Annotated in this window: 17 protein-coding genes; 8 read left to right on the top strand and 9 right to left on the bottom strand. The window is 42.7% G+C overall.

The window, feature by feature from the left end:
- Nucleotides 1-115 precede the first annotated feature (115 nt).
- The 9 genes from KSZ58_RS19420 to KSZ58_RS19380 all read right to left on the bottom strand — a co-directional run bounded on the left by KSZ58_RS19420 (nt 116) and on the right by KSZ58_RS19380 (nt 10,549).
- On the bottom strand, nt 116-250 hold the full coding sequence (locus KSZ58_RS19420) for a DUF3789 domain-containing protein (RefSeq protein WP_022618293.1): 135 nt from the start codon (nt 248-250) through the stop codon (nt 116-118).
- A 6-nt stretch (nt 251-256) separates the two neighbouring features.
- Nucleotides 257-1,456, bottom strand: a complete 1,200-nt coding sequence (gene mobT / locus KSZ58_RS19415; protein ID WP_125020827.1) for a MobT family relaxase — start codon at nt 1,454-1,456, stop codon at nt 257-259.
- A gap of 201 nt (nt 1,457-1,657) precedes the next feature.
- Nucleotides 1,658-3,052 carry an FtsK/SpoIIIE domain-containing protein gene (locus KSZ58_RS19410; protein ID WP_217752848.1) on the bottom strand — a complete coding sequence of 465 codons (1,395 nt, stop codon included), beginning with the start codon at nt 3,050-3,052 and terminating at the stop codon, nt 1,658-1,660.
- A gap of 116 nt (nt 3,053-3,168) precedes the next feature.
- Nucleotides 3,169-3,654, bottom strand: coding sequence for a hypothetical protein (locus KSZ58_RS19405; protein ID WP_010776655.1), 486 nt, complete (start codon nt 3,652-3,654; stop codon nt 3,169-3,171).
- 97 nt (nt 3,655-3,751) lie between these two features.
- Nucleotides 3,752-4,135 carry a YdcP family protein gene (locus tag KSZ58_RS19400; protein ID WP_010776654.1) on the bottom strand — a complete coding sequence of 128 codons (384 nt, stop codon included), beginning with the start codon at nt 4,133-4,135 and terminating at the stop codon, nt 3,752-3,754.
- A gap of 14 nt (nt 4,136-4,149) precedes the next feature.
- The gene (locus tag KSZ58_RS19395) at nt 4,150-4,476 is read right to left on the bottom strand and encodes a YdcP family protein (RefSeq protein ID WP_010776653.1); all 327 of its coding nucleotides are present in this window, start codon (nt 4,474-4,476) and stop codon (nt 4,150-4,152) included.
- Between the two features lie 235 nt (nt 4,477-4,711).
- The gene (locus KSZ58_RS19390; protein ID WP_217752847.1) at nt 4,712-7,756 is read right to left on the bottom strand and encodes an SrtB-anchored collagen-binding adhesin; all 3,045 of its coding nucleotides are present in this window, start codon (nt 7,754-7,756) and stop codon (nt 4,712-4,714) included.
- A 255-nt stretch (nt 7,757-8,011) separates the two neighbouring features.
- The gene (locus tag KSZ58_RS19385; protein ID WP_217752846.1) at nt 8,012-8,620 is read right to left on the bottom strand and encodes a hypothetical protein; all 609 of its coding nucleotides are present in this window, start codon (nt 8,618-8,620) and stop codon (nt 8,012-8,014) included.
- A 12-nt stretch (nt 8,621-8,632) separates the two neighbouring features.
- On the bottom strand, nt 8,633-10,549 hold the full coding sequence (locus KSZ58_RS19380) for a transcription antiterminator (RefSeq protein WP_002606665.1): 1,917 nt from the start codon (nt 10,547-10,549) through the stop codon (nt 8,633-8,635).
- A 300-nt stretch (nt 10,550-10,849) separates the two neighbouring features.
- Between KSZ58_RS19380 and KSZ58_RS19375 the strand changes: the two genes are divergently transcribed.
- From KSZ58_RS19375 to KSZ58_RS19340, 8 genes are all read left to right on the top strand, one after another.
- Complete coding sequence (locus KSZ58_RS19375) at nt 10,850-11,893, top strand: zinc-binding dehydrogenase (protein ID WP_044904298.1); 1,044 nt, start codon at nt 10,850-10,852, stop codon at nt 11,891-11,893.
- 13 nt (nt 11,894-11,906) lie between these two features.
- Complete coding sequence (locus KSZ58_RS19370) at nt 11,907-12,752, top strand: class II aldolase (protein ID WP_009270068.1); 846 nt, start codon at nt 11,907-11,909, stop codon at nt 12,750-12,752.
- 15 nt (nt 12,753-12,767) lie between these two features.
- Complete coding sequence (locus KSZ58_RS23420; RefSeq protein ID WP_009270067.1) at nt 12,768-14,225, top strand: xylulokinase; 1,458 nt, start codon at nt 12,768-12,770, stop codon at nt 14,223-14,225.
- A 191-nt stretch (nt 14,226-14,416) separates the two neighbouring features.
- Nucleotides 14,417-14,857, top strand: coding sequence for a PTS sugar transporter subunit IIA (locus KSZ58_RS19360; RefSeq protein WP_009270066.1), 441 nt, complete (start codon nt 14,417-14,419; stop codon nt 14,855-14,857).
- Nucleotides 14,839-15,318 (top strand): PTS sugar transporter subunit IIB, encoded by a 480-nt coding sequence (locus tag KSZ58_RS19355; RefSeq protein WP_002606660.1) that lies wholly within the window; start codon nt 14,839-14,841, stop codon nt 15,316-15,318. Before KSZ58_RS19360 ends, KSZ58_RS19355 begins: the two co-directional genes overlap by 19 nt.
- Before the next feature lie 46 nt (nt 15,319-15,364).
- Nucleotides 15,365-16,150 carry a PTS sugar transporter subunit IIC gene (locus KSZ58_RS19350; RefSeq protein WP_217752845.1) on the top strand — a complete coding sequence of 262 codons (786 nt, stop codon included), beginning with the start codon at nt 15,365-15,367 and terminating at the stop codon, nt 16,148-16,150.
- A 1-nt stretch (nt 16,151) separates the two neighbouring features.
- On the top strand, nt 16,152-16,991 hold the full coding sequence (locus KSZ58_RS19345; protein WP_009589015.1) for a PTS system mannose/fructose/sorbose family transporter subunit IID: 840 nt from the start codon (nt 16,152-16,154) through the stop codon (nt 16,989-16,991).
- 127 nt (nt 16,992-17,118) lie between these two features.
- Entirely contained in the window at nt 17,119-18,162 is a 1,044-nt protein-coding gene (locus KSZ58_RS19340) for a zinc-binding dehydrogenase (RefSeq protein ID WP_009588939.1), read from the top strand.
- Nucleotides 18,163-18,211: the final 49 nt, after the last annotated feature.

Raw genomic sequence — 18,211 nt, 5'->3', positions numbered from 1 at the left:
CATTCCACCTGTCAGATTATCAGTTCTCCTAATAATCAAACTTTTTCGTTCTTTTATTAGTGCCTTAGCTTTTCACTAAGGAACGAGTCGCACATAAATTTTGTCCGAAATTCATTTAATTGTCCTCTCTTTCTTTGATTTCTTCCATACATCTGTCAGCTTCTTTGCCGACAGTTAAAATGCACATTAAGACTACGCCGATACCTATTCCAAATGATACCAGCAATAAGTCTTTCAATAATTCCCACATTTTTCATCACTCCTTTACGTTGGCAACCATTTCTTCAACCGTGGCTGTCTGTTGCTTGATTATCTGGTGGTGTCGCTCGGTCAGTTTTGCCTGCTTCTCAATCGTTTCCAGATACTCTGTCTGATTGTCCTTGTCTATCTGTTTCAACATCTTCAAGGTTGGTGCAACCTGCCTTTGTAGCCAGTTGAGTGTACGCTCCAATGTGTAAGGTTCTGGTTTTGTCGTCAGCTTTACGGGCGGTCGCCCCTCGCCAATGAACCAAGCCCAGCGTACATTGGTTTTCCAGTCGCTTTTTCGCTTGTCTGGTTCTTTATCAGCGAAGCGGATATATTGATTGATAATAGAAAATGCTGTTAGTTCTGCGTCATAATGTGTTAGCAGTTCCACAACAGCATAATAGGCACGTTCATTTTTCAAACGTATCTCAAATCTATTTTTTATGGGGACTTCCTCAATCGGTATACCAAGTTTGGCGTACTGTTCGTAATTCTTTTCATAACAACAGAAGTACACTTCACTTGAAAATGAACCGATATACAGCGTGTGTCCCATATCGCATTTATCCGTTTCATTATGCTTTACCAGTTCCCCAGAACCATAGCTTTTGAAAGAACGGAATTTAGAAATACATTCCTCATGTTCACACTTTTGTATCAGCTCTGGTATATCCAGCAATCCCGTTCTGTCATTGATTGCCAAATCAAGACGCTTCATCACACCGCCCTCAACCAATGCGTCCGTGAAGAAGTCATACCAGCTTCGCTCTTGTGCCACAAGGTAGCTTTCAAACTGGCGACAGCCTTTGCCTTTCAGTTCCAGCAGGACACCTTTTTCCTCGTCCTGCGATACATACACAAACACATCTCCGATATGGTAATGCTCGGTGTATTTGTAATGTCCGTAATCTTCGTGAAGCATATAGTCGATATTGAGCTTTAATATATCCTTGATGATATGTTTTATATCCATTGTGGGAAAACGGATACGCACATAATCAAACAGCAGGAACATGGGATTGTCGGGATTGAATTTTTCCACCGCTTCTAAAAGCGTATGTTTCATGTCCTCGGTCAGCGTTACCTTTCCTGCTTCGATACGGCTCAAATGTTCACGGCTGATATTTGCCATGATTGCAAGCCTTGTCTGCGATACGCCGTATGCACAGCGTTTTTCTTTCAAGGCGGTTAAAAAATCAGTTTCATTCAGTTGTCATACCCCCAATCGTGATAATTTTGTGATATTGTGATAATTTCAAGGCTTTATCACAAAAGGCGAAATGTACGAAAAACCCTTATTTTATGCGGGCTTGCAAAGGTTTTTGTGGAAGTTTCCGCCGTAATTGTGCCCCTCTGTTAGATAATGAGGGGCTTGTATCTGCTGGCGTGGCTACCGCCACACCAGCAACGGCTAGTCCGTGCCGTCGCCTTTCGCTTCGCACGTCGCCGTCCCGTCCTGCCTTGCGTATGCAAGTGAGCCTATGGTCTGCAAAAAATCATGTCCTTTTGGAACTAAGGGTGTGTAAAATTCACTTATGACGCTTGTTCCCACATCACAATAGCCACGTCCCTTGATACGCTTCTGGAAAAACTGCTTTTTCACATCAGAACCGAACAGCATACTGTAACCTAATTCGCTGATACGCCCCAAGCCAACACGGAAGTTAAAATTATCTCTGATACCGTCCGAGAAATATTTTGCGTCTGGACGCTGGCAGGCAACAATAAGGAAATATCCTGCTTGTCGTCCTAACATGACGATTTTCTTTAGCTGGCTAAGTAGGCTCACACTTTCTTTTGTCCCCAGCATTTCAAAAAACGCCACATATTCATCAAAGATAAGAAAGCAGGGCGGTAAACCAAGATAGGCATAGTTTTCGCCCGTTTTATAGTCTGGGTGTCGCTTCATTTCTTCGCTTCTTTGTACCATGCCCTCATAAAAGGCATTGACACAATCAATCATTTCTTCTTTGGTGTGATACACATTTCCCATGACCGTACCTAAATCTGCAAGGTCAGCGTTCTTCGGGTCTAATATGTAAAGAACAGCGTTCGTATGTAACAGAGCTTCAATAAGCGTCAGCAGAAAATACGTTTTACCGCCACCAGTCCCACCAGCAATCAGAGCGTGAGGGAGTGCGTCATATTCCCATACAAGATTTTTCATCAGCCTAAGACAGCCGTTTTCTGCTTTCACTTCATCAATGGTAATGCGGTTCGCTATCATGTCATAAAGCATGGTGTATTCGATATAACCGTCATGTAACGTCTTGTCGGTCAGCTCACAATACAAGCCACTTTCCAATTTATCCTCTAACCGTAAGAGCTGGTCTTGATATTTTCCTAATGTAATTTCACAGCGGATATGAAGCAGTCCTTTTTCCATTTGATAATAAATCTTTGGAAACCAGATGATTTTTTCCCTTGATCTGCTTTGCAGGTCAGTAAAAAAACCGCTGTCTTGTACGGTGTCTGCTTCATACCACTTGTTTTCCAGTATCATTCGTGCCAGCTTTTGACGGTGCAGGAGCTTCTTGAAACTGTCATAACAGAAGCGGTAATACAGAAAAGCGACCAATGCACAAACACCAGTCGCTATCAGTAGGGTTATGAAGTTGTAAGTGGAAAGCGTCAAACCGTTGTCTAATAAGCTGAAATGCTCCCAATCGGTACGCATGAGCTGTTTCATATTCAGTAGCAGGATAACCGCAATGAATACAAACAGAAGCGTCCCTATGGAAAAGTGGTAGACAAGGTTCTTGTCGCTGGCTCTGATACGGTGTCCTTTGTTTAAAATCATTTTCATAAATCAATCACTCCTTTCTGGGTACGAAAAAAGCAGTCAATCCTAAGACTAACTGCTTTGTGTGTATGGATATGAAGTTGTCAAACTGGGATTTATTGTTCTTAACTTTTCTGTCGTTATAAAGCTGACTTACGCACATTAACCTCTGCACAGACCAGCCCAGCTATATGCTCCGCTGTTTCATTTGTCAGTACAAAGAGCATTCCGTCATTACGGCATTTTTTATGTGTGTCGCCATTCAAGGCATAAACAAAACCTTTCACACAGGTATCACTACAGGCATTAGGGTCAATCAGTCTCTTGCAGTCACGAGAAGTAGTCATTTTCTTTTGCATATCAGCAGGAAGCGAAGCGATTATATCCTCATACTTTCCAGCGTTGTCTCCGTAAATCCGTGCAAAAACACCTGTCTTGCGAAACACCCAATTCATTACTGTTTTCTTCTCTAGTTGGTATGAAGCGGTGTAACCGCTTTTTGCTTCCTTTATTACAAGGTCACAGCCCTGCTCAATAAGTTTGGTATTAAGTTTCTCGACAAACGCTTGGTGTTCTGGCGCGATTGCCGATAGAAATTCTTTGAATGAACCTTTTTCTTTTGCCATTATCTTTTTCCTCCACAAATTTCAATTTATCCGTTTCTTCATACACATATTATAACAGTTGCTTATATCCGCTACAATGAAAATCTAGTTTGCCAGCTTATTTCTTTGGTTGCCCCTGCGGTGCATGGTTCTGTGGATTGCCTACTTGACCGCCTTTATTCTTCAAGATAATATCGTCAGCCTTGATATACCAGTCCACATTGACACCTCGATAGCTGGCATTTGCTACCGTATCGGCTACGGGATTGACAAGCTCTACCTCTGCATTATACGGATAGTCCTTGACGGGAATATCAGCAGGAATTGATACTTGTATCATACGTTCCTGCACACTACATTTCAAATCATAGGTTCTTCGTGTGATTTCTTCACTTGTTGAACCGTCGTCATTTTCTGCTCGCACCTCATGTCTGAGGGCAGAGAACTTCAATACACCGAAAGTTTTTTCCTTGTCTAATACAATACCGTTTGCTAATCTCATAATCATTTCCCCCCTTACTTGCTTTCCTCGGCTGGCAACATATCATCAGCCGTTAAGATATAGTTTGTGAACCCTCGTCCTTTGACCGCTTTACCGTCTGCGGTAATCTTTGGATTGATAAGTTTTACTCGCTGTTCTGGTTTGAAATGCTTTTCGCCTGCTTTCGCTGGAATGGTTACGATAATATCATCAGCCCTTTGTACGTCAGAGTACAAGTTGTAGCTTCTTGATACGGGCGTAAAGCGTCCGTTAATGCGTTGCTGTTCAATCTTGTTTTCGCCAGCAAATTCCAAGTTTCCAAAAGTCTGTGCCATGTTCGGCACTACATATTTTAATTCCATAGTGTTTTACCTCGTTTCTTTCTTCTTTTTTAAGTTTGTTGATTGTGCTTTCTTATTCTGGCAATTAGGGAAATACCAGCAATCCCCCAGATAGTAAAGGGTAAATCAATGCTTCACACCCTTGACTATCCGTGTGCTTGCAGGTTGTTGGCAGACAAGCCAGAATAAGTAAACGTCTGCCGTTTGACAGCTTCGGCGGAGAGCGTGATTTTTCTTTTCTCATACCGTTACCGCCTTATGATTTCTTCATTTTACGGCGTTTGTAAAGATATGTTCCAGCCAGTCCACCAGCAGATGTAAGCAACATTACCAGAAATGCCATGACATTTGTGTTGTCGCCCGTTTTAGGACTGTCTGTTGGTCTGCTCGGTTTTTCTGGTGTTGTTGGCGTTTCGGGTTTCTCTGGGACTTCTGGTTTTTCCTTAAAAGTAATCGTCTGTCCCTCGTCCTCAATGTCCTTATGCTCAGTAACTTTTTTCGGCTCGTTTGGATTGCTTAAATCGTACAATTCCTCAAAAGTTACAAGCTGTTTGCCGTCAAGAGAAGTAGCGTCAAAGGTAAAGGTAACTTCCACTTTCATAGTTTCGCTGTCAGCGATAAACGTATAATCACTTTCCACACGTTTTCCATTGATAAGAAGCTCTGCATTTTCTTCTTTCAACATCTGCCAGCCCACAAGTTTATACTTTGTACCAACTTCCAAGCCCTCTAAGGTTACAGTATCAATGATTGTTACGTCTTTTCCTGCTTCAAGCTCTTTGTTACCGTCCTTATCGGTAGCAGTTGTATGTATTTTGATGATACGTTCTGTAATAAGTACCGTCTGCCCGTCGTCCTCAATATCTTTATGCTCCGCAACTTTCACGGGTTCGTCTGGATTGCTTAAGTCGTATAATTCCTCGAATGTTACCAGATTTTTACCGCCAAGCTCGGACGCATTGAATGTATAAGAAATTTCCACTTTCATTTCTTCATCATCAGCAACAAAGGTATAATCGCTTTCTACACGTTTCCCGTCAATGATAATCTCGGCGTTTTCTTCCTTTAACATCTGCCAGCCTTTTAACTGATACTTAGTGCCTTTTGTAAGTCCGTCTAATTTGACAGTATCAACGATTGTTACCTCTTTTCCTGCAAGGATTGTCTTTTCGCCGTCTTTGCTGGTTGCTGTGGTATGGATAGTGATTTCCTTTTCGTATTCATCAGTCAAAGTCCCTAAATCAATCACAAGATTATTTCTTGATACCACGATTTCAAATGGTGGGATAAGTTCCATGCCTTTGTTGCTGTCAGAGCGTAATTCTTCAATAATGTAAGTATCGTAAGGCAACGCACCTTTGCTGTCGTCTGGTTCAGAAGTTCCAAACCATACACCGTCCTCGCTTGTTTTGCCAGCGTTGGTATTGTGCTTGTGCGAAGCCCATTTTGAAGAAGTGGAGAATTTCCCATTATCGTCAGTTACCACAACATGACTTTCGCCCGTTGTCTTGCTTGTGATCCTAAACGGAACATCAGCAAGACGCTTGTGTGTGCCTGCACCGATTTTCACGCCCTCAATATCCCCACGCTTAATCTGATTGTAGATAGAGTGGGCTTCGTCTGTTAAGTCCACGATTTTTCCGTTTTCTGTGATTGTAAAATCAATCGGCTTCGCACCGTCTGTCAAGTAACCGTTTGGAGCTTGTTTCTCAACGATACGGAAATTCCCGTAAGGCAAAAGGTCAGCAGAAGTAGAAGCGATACCCTCAAAATCCGTATGGATTGTTTTTACAACTTCGTTTTTCTTGTATAGCTTGCCCTCAACCAATACCGCATTATCATTTAAGGAAATGATGTCAAAGGCAGTATCTTTCAAAGTGGCACTTCCTTGTGGTTTGGTATCTTTGGTTTCTAAATCTCGTTTCTGAATTTTGACACCGCCACGAATGACTTTATCTGATACGGAAAACTGGTTACTTCCAGTTAATACGGCAAGGTCGCCGTCCTCGGTAATCTGCGTAAGGTATAAGGCTTTTATCTGTTCTTCACTACCATTCGCCTGCATATATGCACCGTCTAATAAGTAGCCCGTTGGCGATTTCGTTTCTTCGACCGTTAGTGTACCAAGAGGTAAAACCGCTTTTCCGTCCTGCATATAGAAGCTATCGCCAGATACCTTGTATGCGTCTGCTAATTTTGTGATGTAATGGGTTGTCCCGTTACTGTCTGTTTCAGCGGTTGTCTTTATAACCCATGTACGAGTAGCTTCGGCAGGAAGATTGTCTTTATTGTAGAAGCCTGCATAATATTTCCATGTAAACTCCGCCCCCTCTAAAGAAGCGTTCCCTTGTGGGTTGCTTTTCTGTGTTTCCATGTCAATTTTAAAAAGCTCAATCAAAGTATCGGTAACTTTTGGCGTATCAGATACTTTCAAAGTCGCTGTCTTTCCAGCTTCGACTTTTAAGGAATACACCGTAGTATCAACTTTATACCCCAATGGTGCAGATAATTCTTTGATATATACGGTAGTAGCTTTGACTTCTGCAACCTCTGTATTTCCGCTGTCGTCAGTCGTAAGGGTAGCAAGCTGTTTTGTGCAGTCCTTATCAGAAAAGACACCGTAAGTCGCACCAGCGATAGAGTAATTCCCGTTACCGTCTGTAATGCTGGTATTATTGGAAGTTTTTTGAAGTTTGGCATTTCCAACATTTAACTTCGCCCAGAATTGCCCTAATTCCTGCCCCTCGCCAGAATAGATATAACCGCCACATTCATAGCGTCCTTTGTTTTCTTTGACAAAGGCTTTTGCACCAGCAAACACTTCATCTTGCGTTGCCTTTGGAATTTCATCATAAGAAGCTCGCACGTTATCACATTGCCAGCCTAAGTGAACACTCAATCTTTGCCAGACAACAAGCTGTCTTAAAAGGTAGGCGTGATTATTGCTTATCCCATTGTGGCTGTCTGTGTACTGTTTCACATATTCAATAGATAAGGCAACGTCGCTTATCTGGTCGATACTCATACGGGAGCTTGCGTCAGCTCTGGTCTTATAGCCGTTCTTAAAATCTGTGTTAATGTCAATACAGTAAGCGTCCTCGCCTTCAACGGTCAAATGCCCCTCGTTAAAGGTAGAACCAATCGAACCGTCATTCATTACCTTTTCAACGATACCAACACGTTCTTCACTTTCCGTCCAGTATTGCTTACTTTCTGCATGAACAAGTGTAGTCGGTAAAGCAGTAACGACAGTCGCAAAGGCAAGTACGCCCGTACACAATCGTTTCAATATCTTTTTCATAATTCTAAATGCTCCTTTCATTTTGGGTAATAAAATAGCCGTTCAATAAGAACGGCTGGAAATAGAAAAGGAACGTCATTTTAGGCGTTCCATAGTCTATGAAATATTCAATTTTTTTCTTGCTTCAATACTGATGTGCCGTACCATATCTTTGCATATCTAGGAAAACTAGCGTATCAAGGCTCATTCATTGGTAGTAAATTAGTAGTAAATTGATGTGTTTGTTTTCTTGAAAATGCTGATAGATACTGTGTTTTAGCGGATAATCAACTTTTTAGTATGTTTTTCATAATAGAGATACGTATACTGCAGACCAAGCAGATATTCAAAAATACCGATACGTACACGCTTTGCATCATTGGTAAAGGCATCCGGCATTTTCTTCATCGGTTCCAGCCGCTCTCTGATTTCCTCTATATACTCACTCTTTTTCAGTGCGAGAATACTGTACATCATTTCCATCGTATGAAGCTCTGCGGTATTTTTATCAGCCTTTCGACAGATATGCAGCATGCTTTCTGCTTTCTTAAACTTCTGATTTTCCATATAGAAATAAAATCCCTGTCTGGCAGCGGCTGCCTTTTGCTGATCCCTCATTTTCATTTTACTGAAAATAGTATCGAGCTGTGCCTCAATTTTCCTTTTATCACCCTGCATGAAATAGGAATTTAACCGCATGTACTCTCGATTGTAGGGCTTGAAGGAAAATGTACAGGCGAATCCGTCCAGCAGCTTTTCAAATCGTTCATAATCTCTTTCTGACAGATATCCTGTCAATTTTTTATATACGACTCGTTTCATTATCTGCGGAATAATCAGCAGTATGATAAGAACAGCAGCGGTAATCAGAAATGTAAATGTCATATGATGCTCCTCCTATAATATATGCGATTTCAGATTTTCTTCACATATCCGTTTGAAATCATCGTAATCCTCAACAGACAGTATTTCCTGTTTGAATTCATTATTGAACAGTAAGGGAGAAAGATAATCCCAGGCACGAAAGGCTTCCAGATTATTTTTCTGAATACATACCAGAAAAATCAGATTCACATGATTCCCTTCAGTATCCCAGACAGCCGGCTTTTTGAGGATGATTTCGCCGATAAAGGAATCATCCGTCAGCAGATGCATGGGATGAAGGATTGCGATTCCATTGCCGAAGTAGGTGGAACCAAATTCCTCCCGCAGTTCGATTTCCTCAGCGAGATTGTCCAGCTTATACAAGTCAGATGCCGCATGGACAAGACACGTTTGAATTTCTTCCTTTTCTGTGAAATCTTTTACAAAAAACAGCTTGGGATCAAACAGCTTCATGATATCCTCAACATTTTTAAAGCCTTCTATACGTACCTTGATTTTCTCCAGCTCATTGGAATCGGGAAAGAATGCAATTTTTGTCGCCAGTCCGGATTCAGTCGCCCTGTTATCCTCGGTTGAGAAGAACAAATCGTATGCATCCAAATCGAGATCATCCAATTCATTCGAGGAAACGAAGGTGATGGATACGATATATTTCTGAAATTTATCATACAGAAACTGCTCCAGAAGGAAATATTCAGAACGCTTCAGATTCGTTATGATACATACTCGTTTGTTGCCCTTTAAGACGGAATACTCATTGATGCTTTTATTGAAGTAGATGGCAAGAAAGGCGGTTTCGCTTTCTTTGATTTTACATGTATAGCGCTCTGATAACAGGTAGGAGAAATATGTGGCAATATCAAATGCATAGGGAAAGCTCTGCTTGATATAATCCAGCATTTCATTCTTGATCTGTACATTGTTGCGTGCTCTGGATATCAGGGGAACACAATGCAAAGCCAGTGAAATACGCAGGTTTACATCATGTGTGAAATCCGTCGGATAGGATTCATGTATTCTCTGCAGCGCATGCAGAATAAATGTATTCAGATCCTCTGATATATAATCAGTATTGCTGAAATTACTGTGATTGTTAATATACATTGCCAGAAAATTGATTTCTGTCTGTGGTACACGGATCAGATATTTTGTTTCAATCCGCTCAAAGATATTCCCTGCGATTTTAATTTCCGTGTCATAGGTACCCTCACCGTCAATATCCTCATCATTCAGATAAAAGAAGTTGGTGATTCTCCGTATGGATATATTCAGCCAGATAATAATATTCTGAAACTCAACATCGGAAATCGGATACTGTTTCTCCAGCAGCTCCTTCATCAAAGTCTTTCTTATGAATTCCACATGAACAGCCTCCGTATCGGATATCAGCTTGCTTGGTATCATGGGATGGTATGCATAGCTGACATCCATCAGACAGATGCGCTTATCCCGTTCCAGCCCGTCTATCCATATATAACCCTTTGTCTGAATCAGACGTAAGGAGAATTTGGACAATGTTTTTTCCAGCTCTTTTAAATCACTGGTCAGTGTGGATTTTGACACATAGATATAATCTGCACATTTTGTCAGGGAAATGCTTTTTCTCTGGCTCAGCAGAAAGTTTAACAGCTTATAAATACGATCATCTCTGTAATTGATATTGTATTCATCCGACTGCATTTTCAGATCATTGAGATAGTGAGCAAAACGCTCTCGGTCCAGAATCTTAATTCTGGTACCGAAGGGTACTCTGGAATCAATTATGAATATATCAGATAAAGAAGCAGTGTCCTCTTTTATTGCCTTGATATCATTTTGGATGGTACGCAGACTGATGTTAAATTTATCCGAAAAATAGTTTGCTTTATAGTATTCACCAACTTTTTCGCAAAGCTCTAAAAAAATACTGGATTGTCTTTTTGTTAGCATTCTTATCACTATGAAACCCAAACTGTCTAAAGGATTTCACTTCTCCTTTCCTTGTGTATTCAAAACAAATTGAAACATAGTCCCCACCCTATGCAAGCAAGTACATCATACCGTATTATCAATTACGAAAAAAATTGTCTTTTGCGTAATTGATACGCAAGAATACCCTGTGGATGACTTCATAATTACTCCGCAATTATCCGAAACCTACGCATTTGAATTTATTTATAATGGAATTGTAAGACAGACGGTAAGGCTTTTTGAATTATAAAAAATGCCTGCCGAGAAAAAGGAGGAAATATGAAAGCTTGTGTGTTAGAGAAACCGTATGATGTTCGTATCAAAGAACTTCCCATTCCTGAACCAAAAGACGATGAAGTGTTACTGAGAGTTACTGTCGCTGGAATTTGTACAAATGATGTCCGGGATTACAAAGGCTCCAGATATACGTATCCGCGTATCGGCGGGCATGAATATGCCGGGGTGATTGAAAAGCTTGGAAAAGATGTTGATAACGGAATATTCCATATTGGTCAAAAAGTGGTGAATTACATTATAGACGAATGCGGTGTCTGCTACAACTGTAAGCATGAACATGAAAATATCTGTGATTCAGCGGAAAGCGGAAAAACCTTTTATAACGAAGGAGGTATTTCCGGGTACTTCGGGTTTGCCGAATACATTGCGGTAAAAGCACGTCATCTGCATATGGTACCAAATGATACGCCGGATGAACTGGCAGCATTTACAGAACCGCTTGCCTGTGTGATCAACAGCATCAATAAAACCGGAATACGCATGGGGGATGATGTTGTGATTATCGGTGGCGGAGTCATGGGACTGCTTCATGTTCTGTGTGCAAAGCGGCAGGGTGCAAGCGTCATTGTCAGCGAGACAAGTGCAGATCGCCGAAAGCTTGCACTTGAACTTGGGGCAGATGCAGTGATTGACCCTGTGGAAAGTGATCCTGTGGAGAAGATAAAGCAGCTGACAAACGGACGCGGTGCAAATGTTGTATACAATACTACGGCGATACCCGCAGTAGCCAAACAGGCAATCGATATGTGTGCCAAGAGCGGTCTTGTTAACATGTTCAGCTCGATTCATCCCAATGAACCGATTCTTGTGGATGCGGGGCGTCTGCATTCTCAGGAAATCCGGATTACCGGTACGGTCAGTCCGACGGTACGCTCCTTTGCACAGGCGGTAGACTGCATTGCCAAAGGAATCATAGATGTAAAACCGCTGATTGAAAAGGTGTATGACTATACTGATATTAAGGAAGCGCTGGAAGCTGCCATGCGTCCGGAAACCTTTAAGGTATTAGTGAAATTTTCAGAATAAGGGAGGAACGAATATGAAAATTGTAAATGGTTTTGATCTGCTAGCATACGCAAAGGAAAAAAAGCTTCTTCTGCCGGCATTCAACACGACGAATCTGGAAATGACAAAGGCGATTATAAAGGGATTGAATGCTGTTCACCTCCCGGGTATGGTACAGATATCCTCCAACAACCTGCATTTATCAAATCCGGAAGTGATTGCTTATATGATGAGAGAGTTTTTAAAGGGGACAGATACACCAGTCGGGCTGCATCTGGATCATGGAAAAAGCTTTGATGATGTTAAGGCATGTGTGGATGCGGGCTTTACCTCCATCATGGTGGATGCCTCCCATCTGAATTTCGAAGAAAATATAAAAGAGGTAAAGAAAACAGTGGAATACTGTCATTTCTATCATGTTCCGGTGGAAGCAGAGCTGGGAGCTATCATGGGAAAAGAGGATGATGATGTAAATGAGGCAGACTGTAAAACGGATCCTGCACTGGTAAAAGAATTTGTGGAGCGCTCCGGGTGTGATATTCTGGCCGTTTCCATCGGAAATGTACATGGTCTTGATGCTGTGGCGAAGATTGATCTTGCACTGCTGAAAAGGATCGCGGAAGTATCACCTGTTCCGCTTGTGCTGCATGGCGGCTCCGGTATTCCGTTTGATCAGGTAAAACAGATGCGGGACTATAACATGATCAAGGTGAATTACGGTTCGGATCTGCGCAGGGCATTCATTCAGACATTTGGAGAGGCTTATGAAAAGAATCATAACGAAGCTAATCTGTATGGTCTCAGTGCAAAGGCAGTGGAGAATGTCAGCAAAACAGCTGCTGATCTCGTTTTGATCATCAACGGACTGAAGGAATCATAGGAAGGGATTGATTCTGTGTATTATATAGGACTTGATATAGGTACATCCGCATTAAAAACTACACTGATGGATGCCCGTCGGTCAATCGTATACGAAAACAGCTATGGTTATACAATCCTGCAGCCGCAGGAGGGCTGGCGGGAAATTGATCCAGACGTATGGATGCAGGCTGTAATGAAGGGACTGCATGATATCTTTGCCAGATGTAATCCGCAGGAGGTTTCCGTAATCGGTGTTACGGGACAGATGCATACGACTGTATTTCTGGATAAAAACGGAGAAGCTGTGCGCAATGCCATCATGTGGACAGATTTACGAACGGCCGGTATGGTTGAGGAACTGCGTACGGAATGCTCACAAAGGGAGGAAACACGCCATATCGCTGAAATATTGTCACCGGGAAGTCCGGCAGTGAATACACTCTGGATCAAAGAGCATGAGCCGCAAAGCTTTGCGCGTATTCATAAAATCATGACACCGTATGCATATATCGTATATAAATTAACAGGGCAGTACAGTATGGATTACTGTGAAGCATCCACAAGCTCATTATATGATATTGCCACAAAGAAATGGTCAGTGTATATGCTGGATAGGCTTGGTATTGAAGAAAGCTGTCTGGGACCGCTGTATGCCAGCTGCGATGTGGTCGGGACACTTCAACAGACACTTTGTGAACAGCTGAAGGTGAATCATGACATCCGTGTCATTGCCGGAACGGGAGATAATCCGGCAAATGCAGTGGCTATGGGGATATTGAACCGGAAGGAACCGGTTATTTCGCTGGGAACATCCGGAGTTGTAATTATGCCGAAAAGGGATATGGACTTCGAAGGAAAAGGTAAGAATGTTCTATTCAATGCGGATCATACACAGTTTGTCAATATCGTACAGGGAACGGTTCGTTCAGCAGGGGGAACTCATAAATGGTGGGTGGAAAATATCGTGAAGACAGATGATATGGCTGTGGATCAGCAGCTTATTTCATCTGATCGCTTCGGAAAGAACAGTGTATTGTTTTTCCCGCACATCACAGGGGATAAACTTATGTATCATGATCTTTGCGTAAGGGGAGCATTTATCGGACTGAGTTTTGAAACAAGACGGGAGGATATGACACAGGCTGTTTTCGAGGGGGTAAGCTACGCTATCCGCGAGGTTCTTGAAAGTATGAAGCTTGCACAATGGCCTTCCCGCATACAAATCAATGGCGGGGGTACAAGAAGTCCTGTCTGGATGCAGATTATGGCGAATATTCTCCATACAGAGCTAAAGGTCGTTACCGAAAGTGCAACCCCGGGATATGGAGCGGCTCTTCTGGCTGCGCTGGCAGACGGTGTATCGGAAAAGGAAGCCTGTATCGGACAGGGGAAGGTGTATGCTGCGGAAAAAGTATTCACTGACGCATACGATCGGCAATATAAAAAATATAAGCGTATGTACAGTGCACTGAAGAATATTATGCAGGAGTGAAGCCGCAGGTGTTAAAAAATTATAAAATTGCATAATCAATATGAACTCCGTAAAAAAATCGGTTACGTAATGATTACGCATAACATAATAAAAAACGTTGCAGGAAATCGTATAGAATATAACCAGATGGTGGAACCGCTTCCAGAACAGTGCTTTCACCTGTTGGAAATGAATAGAGAAAGGAGGGTATTATGAAGGTTATCTTAGTATCTCATGGTTCTTTTTCCAAGGGATTATTTGAGACAATGGAAATGGTATTAGGCGAACAGCAGAATCTGTCATATGTCGGTCTGTATCCTCATCAGGGAGTGGATATCCTGAAAGAAAATATTGAGAAGGAATTTACAAAAGCAGATGAGGGAGAAGAAATTCTGGTGCTTACCGATTTGTTCTACGGAAGTCCGTTCAATGCGGTTGTACAGCTGATGAACTCATATGATGTATACCATTTAACAGGAATCAATGTTCCCCTGCTAATGGAAATCCTACTGATGAGAGGAAATGGAAAAAGCGCTGCGGAAATATGTGACGAGGCTATGAAGCTGGCAGGCAGTACCGTACAGGATGTAAAAAAATACTTAGCAGACATGCTTGATAATGAGGAGGATGAAAAATGCGAAACATCGTTTTAGCACGTGTGGATGATCGTTTGATTCATGGTGAGGTCGTAACAGCCTGGACACCGAGTCTGAGTGCAAACAGAATTGTCATTGTAGACGATACTGTTGCTGCGGATAAATTCAACAAACGGGTACTGATGGCTCTGGCACCACAGGGGACCAAGGTTGCCGTATTATCTGTTGAAGGCGCAACGAAGGCACTTCAGAAGCCGGATCCGGGAAATGAACGCGTTATCGTTCTGACAAAAACACCGATCGTATTTGAACAGCTGCTGGATGGCGGCGTGGAAATCAAAGAGGTATGCCTTGGCGGTATGGGTATCCGCGGAGACCGCAAGCCGTTCATCAACAATGTTTCTGCGAGTCCGGATGAGGTGGATTCCATTCGCCGCATGAAAAACGAGAAGGGTGTAAATGTATATTATCAGTTAGTACCTGAGCAGAAGGTAGTCGATATATCAAACCTGTTATAAGACAGATTCTGCTGGACATAAAAACTAACAGAGAGGAGAGAAATTTATGTCAATAGTACAAGCGATTCTATTGGGGGTCCTGTATTGGATTGGTGAAGCAAACCTGCCGTTTGTCGGATTATGGACGGTACAAAGACCGCTGGTCTGCGGATGGATTGCGGGCATCATCCTTGGGGACGCATTAACGGGAGCTATGGTTGGAGCATCCATCAACCTCGTTTATTTAGGATTCATTTCAGCCGGAGGGTCCATGCCTGCCGATATGGCACTGGCAGGAACACTGGGGGCTGCATTTGCCATAACCGGTAATCTGGATGCCGATACAGCTCTTGCACTGGCTGTTCCAATCGGTCCTCTGGGTACACTGGTATGGTATTGCCGTATGACCTTTGACTCCATCTTCGTTCACATCGGTGACAGATTTGTTGAAAAAGAACAATACAATAAAATCTGGATTGCCAACGTACTGCTGCCGCAGATCATGGCTGCGGTTATCTGTATCGTTCCTTGCTCTCTGGCTGCATATTTCGGAGCCACCTATATTCAGGGCTTCATCACGATGCTTGCCGGAACACCTTTGAAAATTTTCCAGATCATCGGCGGTCTGATGCCTGCCTTGGGTATCGCAATCACACTGCAGTATATCTTTAAAGGGGAAAGCCGTGTATTTCTGTTCATCGGATTTGTTGTCGCTGTTTATTCCGGACTTGCACTGCTGCCGCTTGGTGTATTGTCCTTATTATGCGCATTGGTTTATGTACAGGTTCGCTACAGAGAGGGCAGCGGAAAAGGTAACATCGCTGAAGAATCTGAGTTAGAGGAGGATTTCTAAAATGGCAGAACAAAAAGCAAGACACGTCATCCCGAAGAAACACTTATACCGTGCAGCCTTTAACTGGGAAACCTGGGTTCAGTGCTGCTATAACTATGAACGAATGATGGGTATGGCCTGCGGGCACACCTTTGTACCGGTGATTGATGATTTATATAAGGATGATCCGGACGGAGTCGCAAAACGGAAAGAGGTCATGGAGCGTGAAATGGAATTCTTCAATGTCCATATCGAATTCGGTTCCTGTATTCTGGGGATGGCAATCGCACTGGAGGAACAGAAATCACTGGGAGAACCGATTCCGGGTGAATTTATCACATCCTTAAAAACATCCCTAATGGGACCTCTGGCAGGTATTGGAGATACGATTTATCAGGGGGTACTGATTCCGATCCTTCTGGCAATCTGTATTGATATCACGCTGACAGGTACCGTCTGGGGGGCAATCGTATATCTGATTCTGATGCTTGCCATCAGTTATATCTTCAGCTTCGCAAACTTCTTCTTCGGTTACCAGCAGGGCTCCGAGGCTATCATGGATTTTCTGGAAAAGGGTCTGCTCGACAAGCTGCTGCTGGGAGCACAGGTCATGGGCTGTATGGTTATGGGTGGCCTGATCGCCAATTATGTAAAAGTTTCCTGTGGTCTGGAGCTTGTCACATCGGGGTCAAAATTCAATGTGCAGACGCAGCTGTTTGATGCTGTCATGCCGGGCATTCTGCCATTTGGATTCACGATGTTAGTTTACTGGCTGATGAAGAAAAGATGGACTTCCATCAAGATTATTATTCTGATTGTAATCATCGGTATCATTGGCGGATTAACTGGAATCTTAGCTTAGCAACCAACATGAAAGGGACCAGTTCTTGTTTACTGGTCCCTGCTTTTATAAAAAGCAGACGGGAATTGTTTCTGTGTGCGATATGTAACTTTATAATCGGTAAGCGAAAATAGGAGGACTGACAATTATGAAAGCCTGTGTATTAGAAGGACCTAAAAATTATCAAATCAAGGACATACCGGTACCGGAAATGAAAGAGGATGAGGTACTGGTTCGTGTTTTGACATCCGGAATCTGCGTAAATGATGTCAGAGATTATCAGGGCTGTAAATGGTCATATCCGCGTATTGGCGGACATGAATACAGTGCGGTAATAGAACATATAGGAACAGGTGTGGATCCCAGTCTGTTTCATATAGGTGATAAGGTTATCAACTATATTATTGATGATTGCGGGGTCTGTCCGGACTGTAAGCATCATCATGAAAATATATGCAGTAATTTCACAAAGGGAACTGCTTATTTCAATGAAAACGGCTTTTCGGGCTTTTATGGCTTTTCAGAATATGCAGTGGTAAAGGCACGCCATCTGTATGTGTATCCTAAGGAAACACCGGATGATGAAGCCGCATTCACAGAACCGCTGGCATGTGTTATTAACAGTATCAATCGTTCCCATATCAAAATGGGAGATGATGTTGTCGTTATCGGAGGCGGTGTTATGGGACTGCTGCATGTACTGTGTGCGAAGCGACAGGGGGCACGCGTTATCTTGAGTGAAACGGACGCAAAGCGGCGCGCATTTGGATTGAAGCTGGGTGCTGATAATGTAATTGATCCGCTGGAATTCGATCCTGTTGAGCAGGTTAAAAAGCTGACAAACGGCCGAGGGGCAAATGTTGTTGAGAATACGACAGCAATTCCTTCTGTAGCAGCACAGGCAATTCAGATGACTGCAAAAAGCGGGTTGTGCAATATGTTCAGCTCCATTCATCCCAACGAGCCGATTCTTGTGGATGCGGGACGTCTTCACTCTCAGGAGATTGTGGTAACCGGTACCCAGAATGGAACCATTGAGACCTTTGCACAGGCAATTGACTGTATTTCCAAAGGAATCATTGATGTGAAGCCGTTGATTGAGGCTGTGTACGATTATGAGGATGTTGTGGAAGCAATGGAATGTGCAAGCCGTCCGGATACCTATAAAGTTATGCTGCGTTTCTCAGAATAATAGCGTCAAACACCCTGAGAATATCTCTTTTACAGACCGTAGGAATGCG

Origin of the sequence: Erysipelatoclostridium sp. DFI.2.3, assembly GCF_019132535.1 — a bacterium.
GTDB lineage: Bacteria > Bacillota_I > Bacilli_A > Erysipelotrichales > Erysipelotrichaceae > Clostridium_AQ > Clostridium_AQ innocuum.
This window is presented reverse-complemented; position numbering and strand designations above follow the sequence as displayed.

Excerpts from the sequence above, each read along its gene's own strand:
- KSZ58_RS19420 (WP_022618293.1), bottom strand. The coding sequence starts at position 250 with ATGTGGGAATTATTGAAAGACTTATTGCTGGTATCATTTGGAATAGGT.
- KSZ58_RS19410 (WP_217752848.1), bottom strand. The coding sequence starts at position 3,052 with ATGAAAATGATTTTAAACAAAGGACACCGTATCAGAGCCAGCGACAAG.
- KSZ58_RS19405 (WP_010776655.1), bottom strand. The coding sequence starts at position 3,654 with ATGGCAAAAGAAAAAGGTTCATTCAAAGAATTTCTATCGGCAATCGCG.
- KSZ58_RS19400 (WP_010776654.1), bottom strand. The coding sequence starts at position 4,135 with ATGAGATTAGCAAACGGTATTGTATTAGACAAGGAAAAAACTTTCGGT.
- KSZ58_RS19395 (WP_010776653.1), bottom strand. The coding sequence starts at position 4,476 with ATGGAATTAAAATATGTAGTGCCGAACATGGCACAGACTTTTGGAAAC.
- KSZ58_RS19390 (WP_217752847.1), bottom strand. The coding sequence starts at position 7,756 with ATGAAAAAGATATTGAAACGATTGTGTACGGGCGTACTTGCCTTTGCG.
- KSZ58_RS19385 (WP_217752846.1), bottom strand. The coding sequence starts at position 8,620 with ATGACATTTACATTTCTGATTACCGCTGCTGTTCTTATCATACTGCTG.
- KSZ58_RS19380 (WP_002606665.1), bottom strand. The coding sequence starts at position 10,549 with ATGCTAACAAAAAGACAATCCAGTATTTTTTTAGAGCTTTGCGAAAAA.
- KSZ58_RS19375 (WP_044904298.1), top strand. The coding sequence starts at position 10,850 with ATGAAAGCTTGTGTGTTAGAGAAACCGTATGATGTTCGTATCAAAGAA.
- KSZ58_RS19370 (WP_009270068.1), top strand. The coding sequence starts at position 11,907 with ATGAAAATTGTAAATGGTTTTGATCTGCTAGCATACGCAAAGGAAAAA.
- KSZ58_RS19360 (WP_009270066.1), top strand. The coding sequence starts at position 14,417 with ATGAAGGTTATCTTAGTATCTCATGGTTCTTTTTCCAAGGGATTATTT.
- KSZ58_RS19355 (WP_002606660.1), top strand. The coding sequence starts at position 14,839 with ATGCGAAACATCGTTTTAGCACGTGTGGATGATCGTTTGATTCATGGT.
- KSZ58_RS19350 (WP_217752845.1), top strand. The coding sequence starts at position 15,365 with ATGTCAATAGTACAAGCGATTCTATTGGGGGTCCTGTATTGGATTGGT.
- KSZ58_RS19345 (WP_009589015.1), top strand. The coding sequence starts at position 16,152 with ATGGCAGAACAAAAAGCAAGACACGTCATCCCGAAGAAACACTTATAC.
- KSZ58_RS19340 (WP_009588939.1), top strand. The coding sequence starts at position 17,119 with ATGAAAGCCTGTGTATTAGAAGGACCTAAAAATTATCAAATCAAGGAC.